Here is an 18,756-nt window from a genome sequence, read left to right on the forward strand (position 1 = left end):
GCCCGGAAAACGGACGCCTGATTGCGGGTGCAAACTCGCGCTGAAGATATAAAGAGACGGGCGATTACATGATGTCGATGACGGGGAAGCGCCGGCGTAAGTCGGCGGAACAGACCATCGTCCTAGTCGCCGCGGCGGCCGCTGGCCTTGTTCTCGGTGGAACCGCTCAGGCGCAGCAGATCGTCGTCCAGGGTAACAAGCGTGTCGATGCCGACACCATCCGGTCCTACGTGACCGGCACCGCCTCCGGCTCGCCCGAGGAAGCCCGCCGCAACCTGCTGGCGAGCGGCATGTTCTCCGACGTGAAGGTCTCCCGCAGCGGCGCCAGCACCGTCGTCAGCGTCCGCGAGAACAACCTGATCAACCGGGTGGTGTTCGAGGGCAACAAGAAGATCGAGAAGGCCACCCTCGAGGGCGAGGTCGAGGCCAAGGCGCGCGGCGCCTTCAGCGAGGCCGTGGTCCAGGCCGACATCCAGCGCATCAAGGAAGTCTACCGCCGCGCGGGCCGCGGGACGGCGAAGGTGACCTACCGGACGGTGGACCTGCCGAACGGCCGCCTCGACGTGATCTACGTGATCGAGGAAGGCGACAAGACCGGCATCAAGGCGATCAACTTCGTGGGCAACAGCGCCTACTCGTCGTCCAAGCTGCGCGAGCTGATGTCCTCCTCGGAGATGAACTTCCTCAGCTTCATCAAGACGTCCGACGTCTACGACCCGGATCGCATCACCAACGACCTCGACATCGTCCGGCGCTACTACCTGAAGAACGGCTACGCCGACTTCCGCGTCGTCAACGCCGATGCCCGCTATGTCGAGGGCGAGGGCGATGCCGGCTGGGTCGTCACCGTCACCGTCGATGAGGGCGAGCAGTACCGCGTCGGCGCGGTGGCGATCGATTCCCGCCTGCCGGGCCTCGACACCCAGACCCTCGACGGCGAGATCCGCGCCCAGGTCGGCGACGTCTACAACGCCGAGGACGTGGAGCGGACCCTCAACGGCGTGACCAACCAGGTCGGGCGCCAGGGATACCCCTTCGCCCAGGTGCGTCCCACTGGCCAGCGCGACCGCGCCACCCACACCGTGGCCCTGGGCTTCGTGGTCGAGGACGGCCCGCGCGTCTACGTCGAACGCATCAACATCCGCGGCAACACCCGCACCCGCGACTACGTGATCCGGCGCGAGCTCGATATCACCGAGGGCGATGCCTACAACCGGGTGCTGACCGACCGGGCCGAGCGGCGCCTGAACGGCCTCGGCTTCTTCAAGAAGGTGCGCTTCTCCAACGAGCCGGGCTCCTCGGCCGACCGCGTGATCATCAACATCGACGTCGAGGATCAGCCCACGGGCTCGTTCTCGGTGGCGGGCGGCTACTCCACCCAGGACGGCATCATCGGCGAGGTCTCGATCTCGGAGTCGAACTTCCTCGGACGCGGCCAGTACGTCCGCGTGGCCGGTACCGGTGGCCAGTACTCGCGCGGCTTCGACTTCTCGTTCACCGAGCCGTACTTCCTCGGCTACCGTCTCGCCGCCGGCTTCGACGCCTTCTACAAGTACAGCGACCAGACCCGCTACTCGCGCTACGAGACCACGGTCTATGGCGGCCAGCTCCGCGTCGGCCTGCCGATCACCGAAGAGTTCGGCATCACGCTGCGCTACTCACTCTACAACACCGAGCTGAAGGTCCCGAACACGGTCAAGCGGCCGTACAACGACTGTTCGAACCCGATTTCCGGCTACACCGCGACCTACGCCGCGAACGCGACGCTTCCGGGTCTGAACCCGGGTGACCCGGTGCGAAACGTCGGTGGTCAGGCGATCTACCCGAACTGTGCCCTCGACGGCGAAGCCTCGATCGCGCTCAAGGGTTCGCAGGGCAGCACGCTGACCTCGCTCGCCGGCCTGACGCTGGCCTACTCGACCCTCGACAACCTGGGCTCGCCCCGCAACGGTCTCTACGCCGAGCTGAAGCCCGACGTCGCGGGCCTGGGCGGCGACTCGAAGTTCTTCCGCGTGACCGGCGACGCCCGGTACTACAAGGAACTCTACGAGGACGTGGTCGGCTTCGTCCGCTTCCAGGGCGGTCACATCACGGCGCTGAACGACCAGCCCCTGCGCATCACCGACCAGTTCTTCCTCGGACCGTCGCTGGTCCGCGGCTTCGCGCCCAACGGCATCGGTCCGCGCGACGTCGGCATCAGCGACAGCCGCTCGAACGCCATCGGCGGCTCGACCTACTTCGGCGGTACGGTCGAAGTTCAGTTCCCGCTTCCCGGCGTGCCGCGCGATCTCGGCCTGAAGGGCGCGGTGTTCGCCGATGCCGGTACGCTGTTCGGCTATAACGGCCGGACGCAGTTCAACGTGAACGGCGATGCCTTCATCAACGGTATCGCTCCGGGCGGCGCCTGTAACTTCAACCAGAACACCATCGGCGTCGAACCCGAATGCGTGAACGTGCGCGACAAGATGACGATCCGCTCCTCGGTCGGCGCGTCGATCCTCTGGAACTCGCCGCTGGGTCCGATCCGCTTCGACTACGCCTACGCCCTCTCGAAGGATGAAGGTGTGAAGGCCTACGATGCGACCGGCAACTACCTCGGCCGCGTCGGCAAGGATCAGCTCCAGGCCTTCCGGTTCTCCGGCGGCTCGCGGTTCTGACCCGGAGCGCTGCCTCCTTTCGGGGAGGCAGCACGTTGTGACGGCATGTCAGATCCGATCTTCTTCTCCGCGACCACAACCCTCAGCCTCGGCGCCATCGCCGAGGCTGCTGGCGTTTCGCTTCCCCAGGGGGCGAACCCCGACGGCGTGATCACCGGCGCCGCGCCGCTGGAATCCGCCACGCCGGCCGACGTCGCCTACATGGACAACGCCCGCTACGGCGACGCCCTCGCGGCGACCCGGGCGGGGCTCTGCCTCGTGTCGCCCCGGTTCGCCCCACGCGTCCCGGCCGAGACCGTGGCCCTCGTCCTGCGGGATCCCTACCGGATCTATGCCGGCCTGCTGGCCCGGCTTCATCCGGAGGCGATGCGGCCCGCCTCGCTCTTCGGCTCCACCGGCGTCGCCCCGGGCGCGCACATCCATCCCGAGGCCCGCCTCGAACCCGGCGTGCGGGTCGATCCGGGGGCCGTCGTCGGCCCCGGTGCCGAGATCGGCTCCGGCACCGTCATCGGGCCGAATGCCAGCATCGGCCCCCGCGTCCGGATCGGGCGCGACTGTGCGATCGGGGCCGGGGCCACCCTGACCCACGCCCTCCTGGGCAACCGGGTCATCATCCATCCGGGCGCCCGCCTCGGGCAGGACGGTTTCGGTTTCGCCATGGGCCCCGGCGGGCACCTGAAGGTGCCCCAGATCGGCCGGGTCATCGTTCAGGACGATGTCGAGATCGGCGCCAACACCACGATCGATCGTGGCGCCAGCCGCGACACCATCATCGGTGAGGGCACCAAGATCGATAACCTCGTGCAGATCGCCCACAATGTCGTCGTCGGACGCCACTGCGTGATCGTTTCGGGAGTCGGGATCTCCGGCTCCACCACCCTCGAGGACTACGTCGTCCTGGGTGGTCAGGTCGGCGTCGTCGGCCACCTGCGGATCGGCATGGGCTCCCAGATCGCGGGGTCGTCGAACGTGAACCGCGACGTCCCCCCGGGCAGCCGATGGGGCGGGACCCCGGCCAAGCCCGTGAGGGCCTGGTTCCGCGAGTTGACCACGCTGGCGCGCCTGGCCGAGCGGTCCACCGGCGGAGACGAGCCGAAGGCGTGAGGCGCGGCCGCGTCCATCCGGGCGCGGGGAGGGCATGTTGCCGCCGCATTCGTCGCCGAGGGCTTGCATCCGCCGGGCTTCTGCCGAATGAAGGCGCATCCTCCAGGTCTGGCGACACACGGGAAAAAGGCGGGCGGCGGAGGCGCCGACGCGCAGCAGGGTATTGCAATCGATGAGCGACATGCCGCGTGAACTCGGCTCGGCTGACATCCAGACGGTTCTGGAACTCCTGCCGCACCGCTATCCCTTCCTGATGATCGACCGGATCGTCGAGATCGACGGCGACCGGAGCTGCGTCGGGATCAAGAACGTCACGATCAACGAGCCGCAATTCACCGGGCATTTCCCCGGCCTGCCGGTGTTTCCCGGCGTCCTGCTGATCGAGGGCATGGCCCAGACCGCGGGCGCGATCTGCTGCCGCCACATCATGAGCGACGAGCTGCGCACCAAGCAGGTGTTCTTCATGACCATCGACAAGTGCAAGTTCCGCAAGCCCGTCGTGCCCGGCGACACCGTGCGCTACCACATGACCAAGACGAACCACCGGCGGACCATGTGGTGGTTCCGGGGCGAGGCGCGGGTCGACGGCGTCCTCGTCGCCGAGGCCGAGATCGGCGCGATGCTGGTGACGGAGTGAGCGCCGCCGCGGAGATCCATCCGAGCGCGGTGGTCGAGGACGGCGCGACCCTGGGCGAGGGCGTCCGGATCGGTCCGTTCTGCCATGTCGGCCCGGCCGTGACCCTCGGGGCGGGCTGCGATCTGGTCAGCCACGTCGTGGTGGCCGGCCAGACCACGATCGGCCCCCGGACCCGGCTCTATCCCTTCGCCTCCATCGGCCATCCGCCGCAGGACCTGAAGTTCAAGGGCGAGGCCTCGACCCTCACGATCGGCGCCGATTGCCTGATCCGCGAGGGCGTGACCATGAATCCCGGCACGGCCGGGGGTGGGCTCGAGACCACGGTCGGCGATCACTGCACCTTCCTCGCCAATTCGCATGTCGGGCACGATTGCCGGGTCGGCGACGGCGTCGTGTTCTCGAACAACGTCATGCTCGCCGGCCATTGCAGCGTCGGCGACTACGCCATCCTCGGCGGCGGTGCCGCCGTGATCCAGTTCGCGCGCGTCGGGGCGCACGCCTTCGTCGGCGGCCTGTCGGGACTGGAGAACGACTGCATCCCCTACGGGATGGCCCTGGGCAACCGGGCCTACCTATCGGGCCTCAACATCATCGGCCTTCAGCGGCGTGGCTTCGCCCGGGAGGACATCCACACCCTGCGGCGTGCCTATCGGCTGCTCTTCGCCAACGAGGGCACGCTGATGGAGCGGCTCGAGGACGTCGCCGCCGAGTTTGAGACCCACCGCGCCGTGGCCGAGATCGTCGCCTTCATCCGCGCCGGCGGCAAGCGTTCGCTCTGCACCCCGCGCGAGACGCCGGGCGCCGCTTGAGCGCGAACCCGGTGCCGGCGGCGCGCATCGCGTCCGCACCGGCGGCGCTGGTCCTGGTGGCGGGCGCCGGCCGCCTGCCGGAACTCGTGGCCACCTCCCTCGACCGGGCCGGACGGCCGTTCCGCGTCCTGGCCATCCGGGGCTTCGCCGAGCGGGCGATGCGCGCCCGTGCGGACGCCACCGTCGACCTCCTCGACATCGCCGGCATCCTGGCGATCCTCAAGGCCTGGGGGCCGGTCGCCGTGGTGCCGGCCGGCGGCGTGTCCCGGCCGAACCCGGCCGCGATCCTCAACGCCGCCGCGGCCCTGCGCAACCGCGACGCCCTCAAGGCCATCTCCGGCGGGGGCGACGACCGCCTCCTGCGCGGCGCCCTGGCGCTCCTGGAAGAGCACGGCCACGGCGTGGTCGGCGTCCACGAGGTCGCCCCGGATCTTCTCACGCCCGAGGGCCTGCTCGGCCGGCACGCGCCCGATGCCGCGGCGCGGGAGTCCATCGTCACCGGCCGCGCCCTACTGGCGGCCCTGTCGGATTTCGATGTTGGCCAGGCCTCCGTCGTCGTCGGGCAGCGGGCCCTGGCCGTCGAGGGTCCGGAGGGGACCGACCGGATGCTGGCCCGGGCCCGGATGCTCGGACGCCGCCCCTTCGGCTACGGCAGCGCGCAGCCCGGCACCGTGCTGGTGAAATGCGCCAAGATCGGTCAGGACCTGCGCGTCGACCTGCCGGCGATCGGCCCCCGCACGGTGGCGAACGCGGCGGCGGCGGGCTGCGCCGGCCTCGCCATCCAGGCGGCCTTCACCCTGATCATCGACCGTCCGGCCACAATCGCGGCCGCGGACCGGGCGGGCCTCTTTCTCCTCGGCCTCGGCGCCGACGCGGGCGGCCCGGAGGCCGGAACGGGATCGGGATCATGAACGCACCGCACAGCGAGCGGACGATCTGGCTGGTGGCCGGCGAGGATTCCGGGGATCAGCTCGGGGCCAAGCTGATGCGCGGCCTGCGCGAGCTGTCCGACCGGCCGATCCGCTTCGGCGGCGTCGGCGGCGAGGCCATGGTGGCGGAGGGCTTCGCCTCGCTGTTTCCCATCGATGACGTGGCGGTGATGGGCTACCTGCCGGTGGCCGCCCGCCTGCGCACCCTGCTGCGCCGTATCCGCCAGACCGTGCGCGACGTCGTCGAGGCCCGGCCGGACGTCCTCGTCATCATCGACAGCCCCGGCTTCACCCACGCGGTCGCTTCGCGGGTACGCAAGCGGATGCCGGACCTGCCCATCGTCGACTACGTCTCCCCGAGCGTCTGGGCCTGGCGTCCGTGGCGGGCGGCGAAGATGCGCCCCTTCATCGACCACGTCCTGGCCCTCCTTCCCTTCGAGCCGGAGGCGCACCGGCGCCTCAACGGCCCCGCCTGCACCTATGTCGGCCACCCGCTGATCGAGCGGCTCGGGGAGCTGCGGCCGGACCCCGTCGAGGCCGAGGCCCGCATGGCGGGGCAGCCGGTCCTGGCGATCCTGCCGGGCTCGCGCCGCTCGGAGATCGAGCGACTGATGCCGGTCTTCGGCGCCACCCTGGCGCGGCTCACGGCGCGCTTCGGGCCGATCGAGGCGGTGCTGCCGGCGGTGACCCGGCACAGGGCCCTGATCGAGCGCCTCGCGCTGTCGTGGGACAGCCCGGTCACCCTCGTGCACGGCGAGGCGGCCAAGCACGCCACCTTCCGCCGGGCCCGGGCGGCCCTGGCGGCCTCGGGCACCGTCACCCTGGAGCTGGCCTTGGCCGGCGTGCCGATGGTGGTCGCCTACAAGGTCTCGCGGATCGAGGAGGCGGTGGCCCGCCGCCTCATCCAGGTGCCCACGATCGTGCTGCCGAACCTGATCCTCGGGCGGAATGCCATGCCGGAATTCATCCAGGCCGAGTGCACGGCTGCACGCCTCGCCGAAGCGGTGGCGCCGCTCCTCGCGGGTGAGCCGGCGCGGGAGGCGCAGGTCGATGCGCTCGCCCGCATCGACAGCCTGATGCGCCTGCCGGACGACGAGCCCCCGAGCCGGAGCGCCGCCCGCATCGTCCTGGCCGCCCGGCGCGCGGCCTGACCCGCTCAAGGCGCTGCGGGGACCGGACCGTACCGGTTGGTCCCGGGGCTCCCCGCCCGGAACACCGTCTCGACGAAGAACCAGACGAAGACGCCGAGCATCGCCGCCACGAGGGCGATGACGGGGAGGGGATGGGTGTCGACGGCCCGCTCCAGGGGCAGGACGCCGACGGTTTCCGCCAGGACATACAGGCCGAGCCAGCCGCCGCTGCGGTTCCGGTCGTGCAGGCGCCGGACCGTCTGGATCGCCGTCGCCCCCATCACCGGCAGGATCCCGGCGACCGCGAGGAACCCGACCCAGCGCAGGCCGAGGCTCGCGAGCCAGATGCCGAGGCAGAGCAGCCCGGAGCCGAGGAGCAGCGCGCGGATCAGCAGGTACCGGTAGGCTGAGACCGCGAGCCGCCCGCGCGGATCGTAGAGGGCGAGGGGGGAGTGGAGGCGTTCGCTCACGTGCCCCTCGGCTTCACCCGCCGGGTGGGCGGCTCGGCAATCGGGTCCTCGGGCCAGGGATGGCGGGGATAGCGCCCGCGCATCTCCGAGCGCACCGCGCTCCACGACCCGCGCCAGAAACCCGGCAGGTCGCGGGTGATCTGGATCGGCCTCGAGGCCGGCGAGAGCAGGTGCAGCACCAGGGGGATGCGTCCCCCGGCGATGCTCGGATGGCGTTCGAGCCCGAACAGCTCCTGCACCCGGACGGCGAGCACCGGCCCGCCCTCGGCCTCGTAATCGAGGGCGATGCGCGAGCCGGTGGGTACCTCGACGTGTGTCGGGGCTTCCGCATCGAGCCGGGCGCGCAGGGACCAGGGCAGGAGCGCCTGGAGGGCGCGCGCCAGGTCGTCGGCACCGATCGCATCGAGGCTGGTGCGCCCGACGATCTCGGGCGCCAGCCAGGCCTCGATCGTGGACACGAGGTGGGCGTCGGACAGGTCGGGCCAGGTCTCGGGATCGGCCGTGCGCAGGAACTGCAGGCGGGCGCGCCACTGCGTCAGCGCGGGCGTCCACGGCAGGGCCTGGAGACCGATCTCGCCGACGCCCCGCGCTAGGATCTCCGCCGAGGCGAGGTCGGCCGGGACGGGCAGGGTTCGCTCCCCCAGGGTGAGCGCTCCGAGGCGCCGCAGGGAGCGGGCCCGCAGGGCGCGGGCGCTCCGATCGAAGGCGATCTGCGTCGCCGCCTCGATCGCCGGTCCGAACAACGCCTCGATCGCCTCCAGGGTGATCGGGGCCGCCGACAGGATGCGCCCCTGGGCGGCGCTGCCGGTGAGCTCGGCGACGACGAGGAAGGGCGCGCGGGCCAGGGCGGAGGCCGCATCGACGCGCCCGGCCCGGCCATTGGCCATTACGAACTCGCCGTCACGGCCGCGGGCGCGGGCGACGCGGTCGGGATAGGCCAGGGCGAGGAGCGGTCCGGCCTCGCTCATGTCGAGGCCGGCCGGTGCGCTGATCAGTTTGCCGGCGAAGCCCTCCGCCTGTCGGGCCCAGCCCTGGGCGAGGCGGCGCATGTCCGCGGCCCGCTGGGCGCGGTCGCGGCCGTAGCGCTCGGCCCGATGGGTCACGTCGGTGTCGTCCCCGCCGAGGCCGCGCTCGACCAGCACCGCCGCGAGATCCGCCGCCGCGCGGGCCGTGCCGTATCCCGCTGCGCCGACGACCATGCGGGCGAGGCGCGGCGGCAGGGGCAGGGCGCGCAGGGCCCGGCCGGTCTCCGTGAGCCGCCCGTCGACCTCGATCGCTCCGAGGTCGCGCAGCATCGCCCGCGCCTCGGTCAGGGCGGGCGCGGGCGGCGGGTCGAGGAAGGCGAGGGTCGCCGGATCGGACACGCCCCAGGCGGCGCAGTCGAGCACCAGGCCCGAGAGGTCGGCGGCGAGGATCTCCGGGCGGGTGAAGGGCTCGAGGGCGTTGGTGGCGGCCTCCGCCCAGAGGCGGTGGCAGATGCCGGGCTCGGTGCGGCCGGCGCGCCCCCGGCGCTGGTCCACGGAGGCCCGGGAGGCGCGCGCCGTGATGAGGCGGGTCAGCCCCAGGCCGGGCTCGTAGACGGGGACGCGCGACAGTCCGGAATCGACGACGATGCGCACGCCCTGGATGGTCAGCGAAGTCTCGGCGATGCTGGTCGCGAGCACCACCTTGCGCCGGCCCGGCGGCGCGGGCGCCACGGCGCGGTCCTGCTCGGCGGGCGTCAGCGCACCGTAGAGCGGCGCGATCTCGGTGACGGCGTCGACCTTGTCGGCCAGCAGCGTCGCGACCCGGCGGATCTCGCCCTGGCCCGGCAGGAAGGCCAGGACCGAGCCCGGATCGGCGCGCAGGGCCCGCAGGATGGCCTCGGCCATGACCTCCTCGATGCGCCGGTTCGGGTCGCGATCCCAGTACCGCGTCTCCACCGGGTGGGCGCGCCCCTCCGATTCGATCACCGGCGCTGTCCCGAGTAGGCCGGCGACCCGTGCGCCGTCGAGGGTCGCCGACATGACGAGGATCCGCAGGTCCTCGCGCAGCGCTCCTTGCGTATCGAGCGCCAGGGCGAGGCCGAGATCCGCGTCGAGGGAGCGCTCGTGGAACTCGTCGAACAGGACGGCGCCGATGCCCGTGAGTTCCGGGTCGTCGAGGATCATGCGGGTGAAGACGCCCTCGGTGACGACCTCGATCCGGGTACGGCCGGAGATCTTCGAGCCGAGGCGGACCCGCAGGCCGACCGTGTCGCCGACGCGCTCGCCCAGCGTAGCGGCCATGCGCTCGGCGGCCCCCCGGGCGGCGAGGCGGCGCGGCTCCAGCAGGATGATCTTGTGGGAGGGCCGCAGCCAGGGCGCGTCGAGGAGGGCCAGCGGCACCCGGGTGGTCTTGCCCGCGCCGGGCGGTGCCACCAGCACCGCGGCCGGCCCTCCGGCGAGGGCGTCGCGCAGGGCCGGGAGGGCGTCCTCGATCGGCAGGTCCGATACGGCGGTGGCGGGAAGCGTCTGAGCCATCGCGGTGCTGGTGACGCGATCCGGCGCGATCCGCAAGCCGGGGCATCGCCCGATGAAGGCTGATGGCCGCCATGCCGAACCCCCGGTCGTCCCGGGGCCGACGATCCGCTATGGGAATGCCGCGACGAGCGGCGATGCGCGCGGCCGGCCATTCGGGCGGCCCCGAGGGACAGCGACATGACGGTATCGAGCGACGACGACTTGGCGGCGCTGAAGCGGATCGGGCGCATCGTTGCCCAGACGCTGGACGCGATGGGGAAGGCCATCGAGCCCGGGATGACGACGGCGGAGCTGGACCGGATTGGACGCCGGCTCCTGGAGGCGGCCGGCGCCCAGCCGGCGCCGGAATTGGCCTACGGCTTTCCCGGGGCCACCTGCATCAGCGTCAACGAAGAGGTCGCCCACGGCATCCCGGGGGACCGCCGGATCGCTCCGGGGGACCTCGTCAACATCGACGTCTCCGCGGCGAAGGACGGCTACTTCGCCGATACCGGCGCCTCGTTCGCCGTGCCGCCCGTGACCCGCGCGGTGGAGCGGCTGTGCAAGGATGGCCGCCGGGCGATGTGGACCGGCCTGCGCCAGGTCGGCACCGGCAAGCCGATCGCCGCCATCGGCCAGGCGGTCGGCGCCTTCGCGCGCCGGAACGGCTACACGCTGGTGCGCAACCTGGCGAGCCACGGGGTCGGCCACTCCCTCCACGAGGAGCCCACCGAGATCGCCACCTGGCCCGACGCCTCCGAGCGCCGGGTCGCGACGGAGGGCCTGGTCTTCACCGTCGAACCATTCCTCTCCCTCGGGGCCGAATTCGCCGAGGACGGGGACGATCCCTGGACCCTCTACAGCCGGCCGCAGGCGCCCACGGTCCAGTACGAGCACACGGTCGTCGCCACCCGCAACGGCCCGCTCGTCGTCACCATGGCGAGCTAGGGAGGCGCACCCGCGGCGCAGGAGCGGAGCCCGTGCCGGGCGACCCGTCGCGGCAGGATCCGCGGCGCAGGATCCACCGTCTTCGCGACCGGCCCCGTTCAAGGCGATCCCGTCAGGGCGTGGGCGTCGAACCCATGGTCGAGGCCTTCAGCTCGGGATTCTTGAGCTGGGCATAGGTCACGCTGGCGAAGCTGCCGATCACCGCGTGCCATCCGGCCTTGTCGTAGCGCGTGTCGTTCCGTCCGGCCTTGCAGAAGGCCGTCGTCAGCCCGTTGACGATATCGTCGCCCTTGGCGTCCGGGACGGCGGCCTTGATCTTCGGCAAGAGCGCGTTGAGGATTGGGATGAAGTTCTCGGGGTCGAGGCCCGCGAGGCTCTGGGCGGCCCCCGACTCGGCCACCGCCTTGGCGATCTCCGGCTGGGCGATCTCCGCGCAGGGCGCGGTGCCGGCCAGCATCGTCTCGGTCGCCTTGCGCGCCGTGGCGACGACGCCGCGCTCGCTGATCACCGGGGCGGCATTGCCCCAGGCATTGCGGACGTAGTCGGTGACGTCGGCCACCTCCTGGTCGGTCATGCCCGCGCCGATGGCGGGCATCGGCGCGTAGCCGTTCTGGGCCGAGAGGCCGCCGAGGATGACGCGGATCACCGTCTCGGGGCCTTGCGCCTGCACCGAGGTGTTGCCGGCGAGCGCCGGGATCGCCCCCTCGACGCCCTTCCCGTTCGGCTTGTGGCAGGAGGAGCAGTAGCTGAGATAGGTCGCCGCACCGGGGGCGTCGGCTTGGTTGAAGGCCTGGATGTCCTTGACCTTGTAGCTCTCCTTGGCCTTCTGCGTGCGCAGGTAGGCCACCATCGCCTTCAGGTCCGCATCGGTCATCTTCGACAGGGATTCCTGGATGGTCTGGCGCATCGGGCCCGCCGCGACGCCTGGCTGGTTCCCCGGGGCGGCGCCGGTCTTCAGGTAGGTCACGACCTGGTCGTCGCTCCAGCCACCGATGCCGGTATGGTCATCGGGGGTGATGTTGGGGGCGTACCAGCCATCGATGACGCCGCCGCCGAGCTTGCCGGCCAAGCCGCTGTTGCCGACGATCTTGTTGGCGTTGTGACACATGCCGCAATGCCCGAGCCCCTCGACGAGGTAGCCGCCGCGGTTGACCTCGGCGCTCGCCTGCGGGTCCGGCTGGAATTCGCCGGCCGTGAAGAAGGCGGTGCGCCAGGTGATGAGCGCCGTGCGGATGTTGAAGGGGAAGGGAATCTCGGAGGGCTTGCGCGGCTCGTGCACCGCCGGCAGCGACTTCAGATAGGCGAAGATCGCATCGGAATCGGCGCGGGTGACCTTCGTGTACCAGGCGAAGGGAAAGGCCGGGTAGAGGTAGGAGCCGTCCTTGGTGATGCCCTCGTGGAAGGCGCGGTAGAAGTCGTCCGCGTTCCACCGGCCGAGGCCGGTCTCCGGGTCCGGGGTCAGGTTCGGCGTGCGGATCTTCCCGATCGGCGTGTTGAGCACGTAGTTGCCGGCGAAGGGCTTCCCGTCCGGTGCCGTGTGGCAGGCGACGCAGTCTCCGGCGGTCGCCAGGTACTCGCCGCGCTTGATCAGCTCGGCATCCTGGGCCGAGGCGCCATGGATCGAGACGCCCGGGGCGGCCAATCCCACGACGAGGCCGGTCCCCAGACGGAGAGCGGTGCGGCGGTAGTCCATGGCGTCTCTCCGGAACTGTGGGGTCGGGGGGTGGTCAGATGGGCGTGTCGTGGGGATCGCGAAGGCGGACGGGCGGGGCGAGGAGGCCGAGGCGCAGCGCCATCTCGGTGAGGTGCGCCAGCCCGGCCCCGGCGAGGCATCCGGCGATCACGGGCCAGCCGGCACCGGTCAGGGCGCCGCGCAGCGCCAGCATCAGGGCCGCGCCGGCGGTCAGATTGCACAGGAGCGCGAGCGGCCAGACGCCCTGCGCCCGACGGCTCCACAGGATCAGCCCCAATGCCTCGATGGCCACGAGGAGCAGGATGGCGTCCACGAGGTGACCGCTGGCGAGAAAGGCCTCCATCGCTCACGCGCTCCGAAACGGACCGTTGAGGCGGACGATCGCCCGGTTCAGGCAGGCGGCGATCCCGACCCAGAGGAGGTAGGGCAGCAGGAGAAGGGCAGCCATCCCGTGCACGCGCCCTGTGACGATGATCAGCACCGCGATCGACAGCCAAAGGAACAGCACCTCGACGAAGGCCCAGTCCGGCCGGCGCAGGCGGAAGAACAGGCCGCTCCAGGCGATGTTCAGCACGGCGTTGACGGCGTAGGCGGCCACCAGGGCCGCCCGGGCCGCCGGGCTCGCATCGGCGTTCCAGGCGAGCACCGCCGAGATCGCCGTCAGCGTGAAGATCGTGGTCCAGACCGGGCCGAAGGCCCAGTCCGGCGGCTTCCACGCGGGGCGCCTGAGGGCCTGGTACCAGGGCCCGGTCGTGGTCAGGAGGCCACCCGCCAGCGCCACCAGGATCGCCGTGACGGCGGCGATTCCGGCCGGCGCCCAGCCGCTCGCCCCGTCGAGAGCCATGGCGGGATTCACGGCGAGACCCAGCGGAACAGGTGCGCGAGATCCTTGAAGAAGATTCGCGCATGGGCCGCGGGCTTGGCCCGGACCAACTCCTTGTTCATGTAGGAATCCCAGGTCAGCTGCTGCACGTCGCGATCCCGGCAGATCGACACGAAGCGCTCGCGCAGGCCGTCGTTGCGATACCAGACCGCCTGCATGATCCGCAGAATCAGGAAGACGCGTCCGTGCAGCCGCATGAAGTTGCGGCGCGCGCCCGCGAGGGCCCGGGCCTGCCCCGTGGCGAGGAAGGCTTGGCCTGCCTCGGCGGCGAGGCGCCCGCCGAGCATGGCGTAGTAGATGCCCTCGCCGGAGGCCGGCGCGACGATGCCGGCCGCGTCCCCGGTGAGGAGGACGTCGCGGCCGTTGTCCCAGCGGCGCAGGGGCTTCAGGGGCAGGGGGGCGCCCTCGCGGCGGACGGTCTCGCCCGCCTCGAGGCCGGTGGAGGCGCGCAGGGCCCGGATGGCGCCCCGCAGGGAGAAGCCCTTGCGGGCACTCCCGGTGCCGATGCTCACCGTGTCGCCGTGCGGGAACACCCAGGCGTAGAAGTCCGGCGAGAGCTTGCCCTGGTAATAGACGTCGCAGCGCGTGGCCTCGACGTCGTGCGCATCCCCCTCGGGCAGGCGGACGATCTCGTGATAGGCGAAGACCTGCCGCATGGCGGCGTGGCCGGGGATCTCGGCGCGGCCCACCGCCGAACTCGCCCCGTCGGCCCCGATGACGAGGCGCGCCCGGGCGGCGCGGGGAAAGCCGTCCTGGAGGTAGTGCACGGCGACCCCCTCCGCGTCGCGCTCGATGTGCCGGAAGGTGGCGGGCCGGAGCACCGCGCCCGCGGCGGCGGCCCGCTCCCGCAGCCAGGGATCGAAGTCGGCCCGGTCGACCATGCCGACGAAGCCGTCGCCGATCGGCATGTCCACGCGCTTGTCCCGGGGCGAGACCATCCGGGCCGAGCGGATTCGCGCGACAAGGAGATGGTCGGGGATGGCGAAATCGCGGATCAGGCGCGGCGGGATGGCGCCGCCACAGGGCTTGATCCGTCCGGGCTTGTCGAGGAGCAGCACGCGCCGCCCGCTGCGCGCGAGGTCGGTGGCCGCGGTGGCCCCCGCCGGGCCACCGCCCACAACCACCACATCATAGGTTTCGAGGTCGGTGTCCCGATCGGCCGCCATGATCTCACCTCGTGGATAGCGATGTCTCGAACGACGATTGAAGACGCCGGCCCCGCGGCACCTGGGTTGCTGGGGCTTGGGTCATGGGAGCATGGGCGATGCGCAGGGCGAGGGCGGCGGCGAGAACGAAGAGCAGCGCCTCGGCGGCGAACACGCTGGCATAGGCGTTGACCACGCGCGGCGTGACGAGGCGGGCCAGGTCCACCGCGACGGTGCCGAGGAATCCGCCGGCTCCGAAGGCCACGCCCTGGGCCGCGCCCCAGACGCCCATCCGCGTGCCGCGCTCGGCCTCGCCGCCGGCCCCGGCCAGCGCCATCATCGAGCCGATGGCCGCCACGGCGAAGATGCCGTTGAACAGGCCGAGGGCGAAGACCGGCACCCGCAAGGGGAAGTCGGCGCCCGCCAGGCCACCCGCCGCGATGGCCAGGAGGGCGAGGGCCGAGCCGAGGCAGCCCAGCGTGGTCCAGACCTTCAGGGACCCGAGCACCGGACCGCCGAGGCCCATGGTGAGGCCCGCCACGGTCAGCATGCCGGCGAGCACGCCGCCGTGCTGCAGGCCCGCGAGCTTGGTGGTCACCCCGGGCGTCATCGCGAAGACGAGGCCGGCGAAGGGTTCGAGGATGAGTTCCTGCGCGCTGTAGGCCAGCATCGCCATGAAGATGAAGATCGTGAAGCGCCGGGATTCCGGCTCGGCCCAGACCCGCGCCAGCACCTCGCGGAACGGACGCTTCTCCGCCGCCTCGGTGCCGCCGGACGACCCTTTTGCCGGCTCGACGCCGCGCAGCGCCAGGACCGCCATCGCGAAGGCGAGGAGCGAGACCGTGCCGGACACGGCGATCAAGCGGTCGCCCGAGAAGGGATCGAGGAAGTGCCCGGCCAGCGGCGCCGTGATGGCGAAGCCCGCGATCATCATGACCCAGACGACGGTGGCGGCGGCTCCGCGCCGGCGGGCGTCGACGCCGGTGGCGAGGAGCACGAGGAGCGAGGTCCCGGCGGCCCCCGCGCCCATCCCGACCGTGAGGAAGGACACCACCGCCAGGGCGAGGCCCGCGGCCTCGTGCGTCTCGGCGAGGGCGGTGGCGACGGCCGCGCCGAACCCGCCGAGGGCCAGGGCCGCCATGCCGCCCACGATCCAGGGCGTGCGCCGGCCGGTGCGATCCGAGCCGTAGCCCCAGCGCGGGCGCAGGACCTGGACGGCGTAGTGCAGGGCGATGAGGCCGCCCGGCACGATGGCCGGCAGGGCGAGTTCCACCACCATCACGCGGTTGATGGTCGAGGTCATCAGGACCACGACGGCGCCGAGGGCCGTCTGCACGAGGCCGAGCCGGACGATGGCGATCCAGCCGAAGGTCGGGTTCGGCATCATGGACCTCCCTGGACCAGGGGCCGGAGGGCGAAGGCCGCCACCAGCATGCCGAGCACGTAGAGGGTGGTGCCGGTGCCGTTGTACCAGGCGGCCCGCTCGCGGGGTGCGGCCAGGAGGCGGCGCATCAGGATGAACTGACCGAGCAGCAGGAGGCCGATGACCGTTCCGTGCCAGGGCCGGTCCCAGGCGAACAGACCGAGGATGACGGCTACCTGGGGGACGGCCATGACGAGGCAGGCGAGACGGGCAGCCCCGAGCGTTCCGAGCTGAACGGGCAGGGAGCGGATGCCGGTCCGGCCGTCGCCCTCCACCGACTTGAAGTCGTTGAGGGTCATGATGCCGTGGGCACCGACCGAGTAGAGCAGGGCGACCAGCAGGACCCGGTGGTCCGGCACCGACGCGGCCATCACCGCCGCTCCGGTGAACCAGGGCAACCCTTCGTAGCAGATCGCCACCGCCGAATTGCCCCACCAGCCGTTGCGCTTCAGGCGCAGGGGCGGGGCGCTGTAGATCCAGGCCAGCACGAGGCCGAACAGGGCGGCGCCGAGAATCCAGGGACCGAGGGCGGCGGCCACGACGAGGGACAGGACGGTCCAGCCCGCGGCGACGTAGAGACCCCAGCGCCCGGGCATCCGACCCGAGGGGATCGGCCGCTGCGGCTCGTTGATGGCGTCGACGTGGCGATCGTACCAGTCGTTCACCGCCTGCGAAGTGGCGCAGACGAGGGGGCCGGCCAGGATCACCCCCGCGGCGATCACCGGCCATTGCCCGGTGGGCGAGGCGCCGGAGGAGACCACACCGCAGGTGAATGCCCACATCGGCGCGAACCATGTGATCGGCTTCAGAAGCTCGATGAGGGCGCTGGGTGCAGGCGTTGCCATACCGACGACGCTAGAGTTTTACATACCTGAGTGTCAAGTTTGATTTACAATATTGTCGTGAGGCCGGGCCCCGGCGACGCCGCATCCGGTCGCCCGGTCAGACGTTCGTGACGACCGGTTCTCCGCCGCAGGTCAGGCTTCGTCGGGGGCGTCGCGGCCTTCGAGATCGCCGATGCCGTAACGGTGCATCTTGGCGTAGAGGCCCTGGCGGCTCAGGCCCAGCATCTCGGCGGCCGAGGCCCGGTTGTCGCGGGTGATGCGCAGAGCGGCCTCGATGCACAGGCGCTCGATCAGATCGGTGGATTCGCGCACGAGGTTCTTCATCGAGACGCGCCCGACGAGCTCCGTCATCTGCTCGACGGAGCGGGGCAGCTCGCGCCCGCCGGCCACGGCCGCGGCGCGCCGGGGCGTCGCACGGAGGGTGAAGCCGATGCAGGGCTGGCTGCCGCCGGGGACCGAGACGGCGGCGATCTCGACATCCTCGACGCTGCCGTAAGCCCCGCGGACCTGCGTGGGGAAGTGGCGGACGGAGCCATGCTGCGACAGCGTCGCGAACAGGGCGGCGGCCTCGGATTCCTCCCGCCCGATCCAGCTGTCGAGGGGCTGACCGCGAACCTGCTCCTCCGTGGCGAGCTGCACCAGGTCCAGGAAGGCGGGATTCGCGGTGAGCACCCGGCGGGCGGGGTCGGTGACCACGAAGCCTTCGGGCAGATTGCGCAGGACGTCGAGGGCCCCGGCGCCCGTACGGGCCGCGCTCGTCTCCAGGGGTTCGGGGGAGGCCAGCCGCAGCAGGATGCTTGTGGCGTTCTCCTGGCGGAACAGCGAGGCGGCGACGCGCACGACGCCGCGCCCATGCCCGAGCCTCGCCTCCAGGTCGGCCGCCTGCCCGGTCATCCGCAGGCCGGCGAAGAGCGATTCGAGGTCGCGGACACAGGAGCCGTCGAACAGGTCGACCGCATCCTGGCCGACGATGCGCCTCTCGGCCCGCCCGATCAGCCGGGAGGCGGCGGGATTCACCTCGGTCACCCGGCGGGTCGCTGCATCGACCACGAGGACGGGCTCGGAGCCGAGCTGGAACAGCAGGCGGTACCGGGTCTCGGCGCCGCGCATGCGCAGGTAGTCGCGCTCCAGCGCCTGCTGCGTCTCGGCCAGGGTCCGCTGCAGCGAGGCCATGGCACGCAGGTTCCGCCCGAGGACGAGGATCTGGCCGTCCTTGGCCAACCGCATGGCGGCGTAGCGCACGGGCAGGTCGGTGCCGGTGGGCGAGACGTGGTTCACTTGGCGCCAGCGCGTGACGGCGCCGGGCGCGGCATCCTTGAGGAGCGCGGCGATCTTCGGGCGACTCTCCACCGTGACCGTGTCGACCCACGGCCGACCCAGCCAGGTTTCGCAGCCCTCGTCCGCGAGATCGGCGCTGCCGAACGTCGCTTCCCGGACGACGCCGTCACCGTCGATGACCAGGGACAGGTCCGTCGCGGCAGCCACCAGCAATCCCGCCGCCTGCGCGTCGAGAGGGCCGAGTGACTTTTGAAGCGCCGCGAGCGCATGGCTCGCGGCAGGAAGCGCCAGGCTGGTCACGGATCACCACGTCGGGATGTGGTCG

At 71.6% G+C, this 18,756-nt stretch carries 16 protein-coding genes; 7 read left to right on the plus strand and 9 right to left on the minus strand.

The genetic code is table 11. The features are described 5' to 3' along the window. Positions 1–68: 68 nt before the first annotated feature. The 6 genes from bamA to lpxB all read left to right on the plus strand — a co-directional run bounded on the left by bamA (position 69) and on the right by lpxB (position 7,287). Positions 69–2,657: an outer membrane protein assembly factor BamA gene (gene bamA / locus ASG63_RS17295; RefSeq protein ID WP_056219042.1), complete on the plus strand. Its 2,589-nt coding sequence runs from the start codon at positions 69–71 to the stop codon at positions 2,655–2,657. 45 nt (positions 2,658–2,702) lie between these two features. After that, entirely contained in the window at positions 2,703–3,761 is a 1,059-nt protein-coding gene (gene lpxD, locus ASG63_RS17300; RefSeq protein ID WP_056219045.1) for a UDP-3-O-(3-hydroxymyristoyl)glucosamine N-acyltransferase, read from the plus strand. A gap of 181 nt (positions 3,762–3,942) precedes the next feature. After that, positions 3,943–4,398 carry a 3-hydroxyacyl-ACP dehydratase FabZ gene (fabZ, locus tag ASG63_RS17305; RefSeq protein WP_407067255.1) on the plus strand — a complete coding sequence of 152 codons (456 nt, stop codon included), beginning with the start codon at positions 3,943–3,945 and terminating at the stop codon, positions 4,396–4,398. Further along, complete coding sequence (lpxA, locus tag ASG63_RS17310; protein WP_056219050.1) at positions 4,395–5,207, plus strand: acyl-ACP--UDP-N-acetylglucosamine O-acyltransferase; 813 nt, start codon at positions 4,395–4,397, stop codon at positions 5,205–5,207. The genes fabZ and lpxA overlap by 4 nt, the downstream gene beginning before the upstream one ends. Next, positions 5,204–6,118 (plus strand): LpxI family protein, encoded by a 915-nt coding sequence (locus ASG63_RS17315; RefSeq protein WP_082487668.1) that lies wholly within the window; start codon positions 5,204–5,206, stop codon positions 6,116–6,118. The genes lpxA and ASG63_RS17315 overlap by 4 nt, the downstream gene beginning before the upstream one ends. After that, positions 6,115–7,287 (plus strand): lipid-A-disaccharide synthase, encoded by a 1,173-nt coding sequence (lpxB, locus tag ASG63_RS17320; RefSeq protein WP_056219054.1) that lies wholly within the window; start codon positions 6,115–6,117, stop codon positions 7,285–7,287. Before ASG63_RS17315 ends, lpxB begins: the two co-directional genes overlap by 4 nt. Before the next feature lie 5 nt (positions 7,288–7,292). Here the strand turns inward: lpxB and ASG63_RS25830 are convergent, their stop codons facing one another. Beyond that, on the minus strand, positions 7,293–7,736 hold the full coding sequence (locus ASG63_RS25830; RefSeq protein ID WP_056219058.1) for a DUF805 domain-containing protein: 444 nt from the start codon (positions 7,734–7,736) through the stop codon (positions 7,293–7,295). Further along, a complete protein-coding gene (gene hrpB / locus ASG63_RS17330) occupies positions 7,733–10,237 on the minus strand; it encodes an ATP-dependent helicase HrpB (RefSeq protein WP_056219512.1) in 2,505 nt (834 codons plus the stop codon). Before hrpB ends, ASG63_RS25830 begins: the two co-directional genes overlap by 4 nt. A 177-nt stretch (positions 10,238–10,414) precedes the next feature. Here hrpB and map point away from each other — a divergent pair, with 177 nt between their 5' ends. Next, a complete protein-coding gene (gene map, locus ASG63_RS17335) occupies positions 10,415–11,164 on the plus strand; it encodes a type I methionyl aminopeptidase (RefSeq protein WP_056219061.1) in 750 nt (249 codons plus the stop codon). 112 nt (positions 11,165–11,276) lie between these two features. Here map and ASG63_RS17340 read toward each other — a convergent pair whose 3' ends face one another. The 7 genes from ASG63_RS17340 to ppsR all read right to left on the minus strand — a co-directional run bounded on the left by ASG63_RS17340 (position 11,277) and on the right by ppsR (position 18,731). Continuing rightward, positions 11,277–12,857 (minus strand): c-type cytochrome, encoded by a 1,581-nt coding sequence (locus ASG63_RS17340; RefSeq protein ID WP_056219064.1) that lies wholly within the window; start codon positions 12,855–12,857, stop codon positions 11,277–11,279. 34 nt (positions 12,858–12,891) lie between these two features. Beyond that, on the minus strand, positions 12,892–13,200 hold the full coding sequence (locus tag ASG63_RS17345) for a hypothetical protein (RefSeq protein WP_056219067.1): 309 nt from the start codon (positions 13,198–13,200) through the stop codon (positions 12,892–12,894). Positions 13,201–13,203: 3 nt separating this feature from the next. Then, a complete protein-coding gene (locus ASG63_RS17350) occupies positions 13,204–13,701 on the minus strand; it encodes a TspO/MBR family protein (RefSeq protein ID WP_056219517.1) in 498 nt (165 codons plus the stop codon). Between the two features lie 8 nt (positions 13,702–13,709). Then, a complete protein-coding gene (locus ASG63_RS17355; RefSeq protein WP_056219070.1) occupies positions 13,710–14,906 on the minus strand; it encodes a geranylgeranyl diphosphate reductase in 1,197 nt (398 codons plus the stop codon). A 4-nt stretch (positions 14,907–14,910) separates the two neighbouring features. Beyond that, positions 14,911–16,272 (minus strand): BCD family MFS transporter, encoded by a 1,362-nt coding sequence (locus ASG63_RS17360; RefSeq protein WP_056219073.1) that lies wholly within the window; start codon positions 16,270–16,272, stop codon positions 14,911–14,913. Further along, complete coding sequence (chlG, locus tag ASG63_RS17365; RefSeq protein ID WP_056219076.1) at positions 16,269–17,153, minus strand: chlorophyll synthase ChlG; 885 nt, start codon at positions 17,151–17,153, stop codon at positions 16,269–16,271. The genes ASG63_RS17360 and chlG overlap by 4 nt, the downstream gene beginning before the upstream one ends. 132 nt (positions 17,154–17,285) lie before the next feature. Next, a complete protein-coding gene (gene ppsR, locus ASG63_RS17370; RefSeq protein WP_056219079.1) occupies positions 17,286–18,731 on the minus strand; it encodes a transcriptional regulator PpsR in 1,446 nt (481 codons plus the stop codon). Between the last annotated feature and the right edge of the window lie 25 nt (positions 18,732–18,756).

The sequence above is a fragment of the Methylobacterium sp. Leaf94 genome, from assembly GCF_001426045.1.
Taxonomy (GTDB): Bacteria; Pseudomonadota; Alphaproteobacteria; order Rhizobiales; family Beijerinckiaceae; genus Methylobacterium.

What these genes read in the sequence shown, in the direction of transcription:
- bamA (WP_056219042.1), top strand. Translation starts at nt 69, where the DNA reads ATGATGTCGATGACGGGGAAGCGCCGGCGTAAGTCGGCGGAACAGACC.
- lpxD (WP_056219045.1), top strand. Translation starts at nt 2,703, where the DNA reads ATGTCAGATCCGATCTTCTTCTCCGCGACCACAACCCTCAGCCTCGGC.
- fabZ (WP_407067255.1), top strand. Translation starts at nt 3,943, where the DNA reads ATGCCGCGTGAACTCGGCTCGGCTGACATCCAGACGGTTCTGGAACTC.
- lpxB (WP_056219054.1), top strand. Translation starts at nt 6,115, where the DNA reads ATGAACGCACCGCACAGCGAGCGGACGATCTGGCTGGTGGCCGGCGAG.
- hrpB (WP_056219512.1), bottom strand. Translation starts at nt 10,237, where the DNA reads ATGGCTCAGACGCTTCCCGCCACCGCCGTATCGGACCTGCCGATCGAG.
- map (WP_056219061.1), top strand. Translation starts at nt 10,415, where the DNA reads ATGACGGTATCGAGCGACGACGACTTGGCGGCGCTGAAGCGGATCGGG.
- ASG63_RS17340 (WP_056219064.1), bottom strand. Translation starts at nt 12,857, where the DNA reads ATGGACTACCGCCGCACCGCTCTCCGTCTGGGGACCGGCCTCGTCGTG.
- ASG63_RS17345 (WP_056219067.1), bottom strand. Translation starts at nt 13,200, where the DNA reads ATGGAGGCCTTTCTCGCCAGCGGTCACCTCGTGGACGCCATCCTGCTC.
- ASG63_RS17350 (WP_056219517.1), bottom strand. Translation starts at nt 13,701, where the DNA reads ATGGCTCTCGACGGGGCGAGCGGCTGGGCGCCGGCCGGAATCGCCGCC.
- ASG63_RS17355 (WP_056219070.1), bottom strand. Translation starts at nt 14,906, where the DNA reads ATGGCGGCCGATCGGGACACCGACCTCGAAACCTATGATGTGGTGGTT.
- ASG63_RS17360 (WP_056219073.1), bottom strand. Translation starts at nt 16,272, where the DNA reads ATGATGCCGAACCCGACCTTCGGCTGGATCGCCATCGTCCGGCTCGGC.
- chlG (WP_056219076.1), bottom strand. Translation starts at nt 17,153, where the DNA reads ATGGCAACGCCTGCACCCAGCGCCCTCATCGAGCTTCTGAAGCCGATC.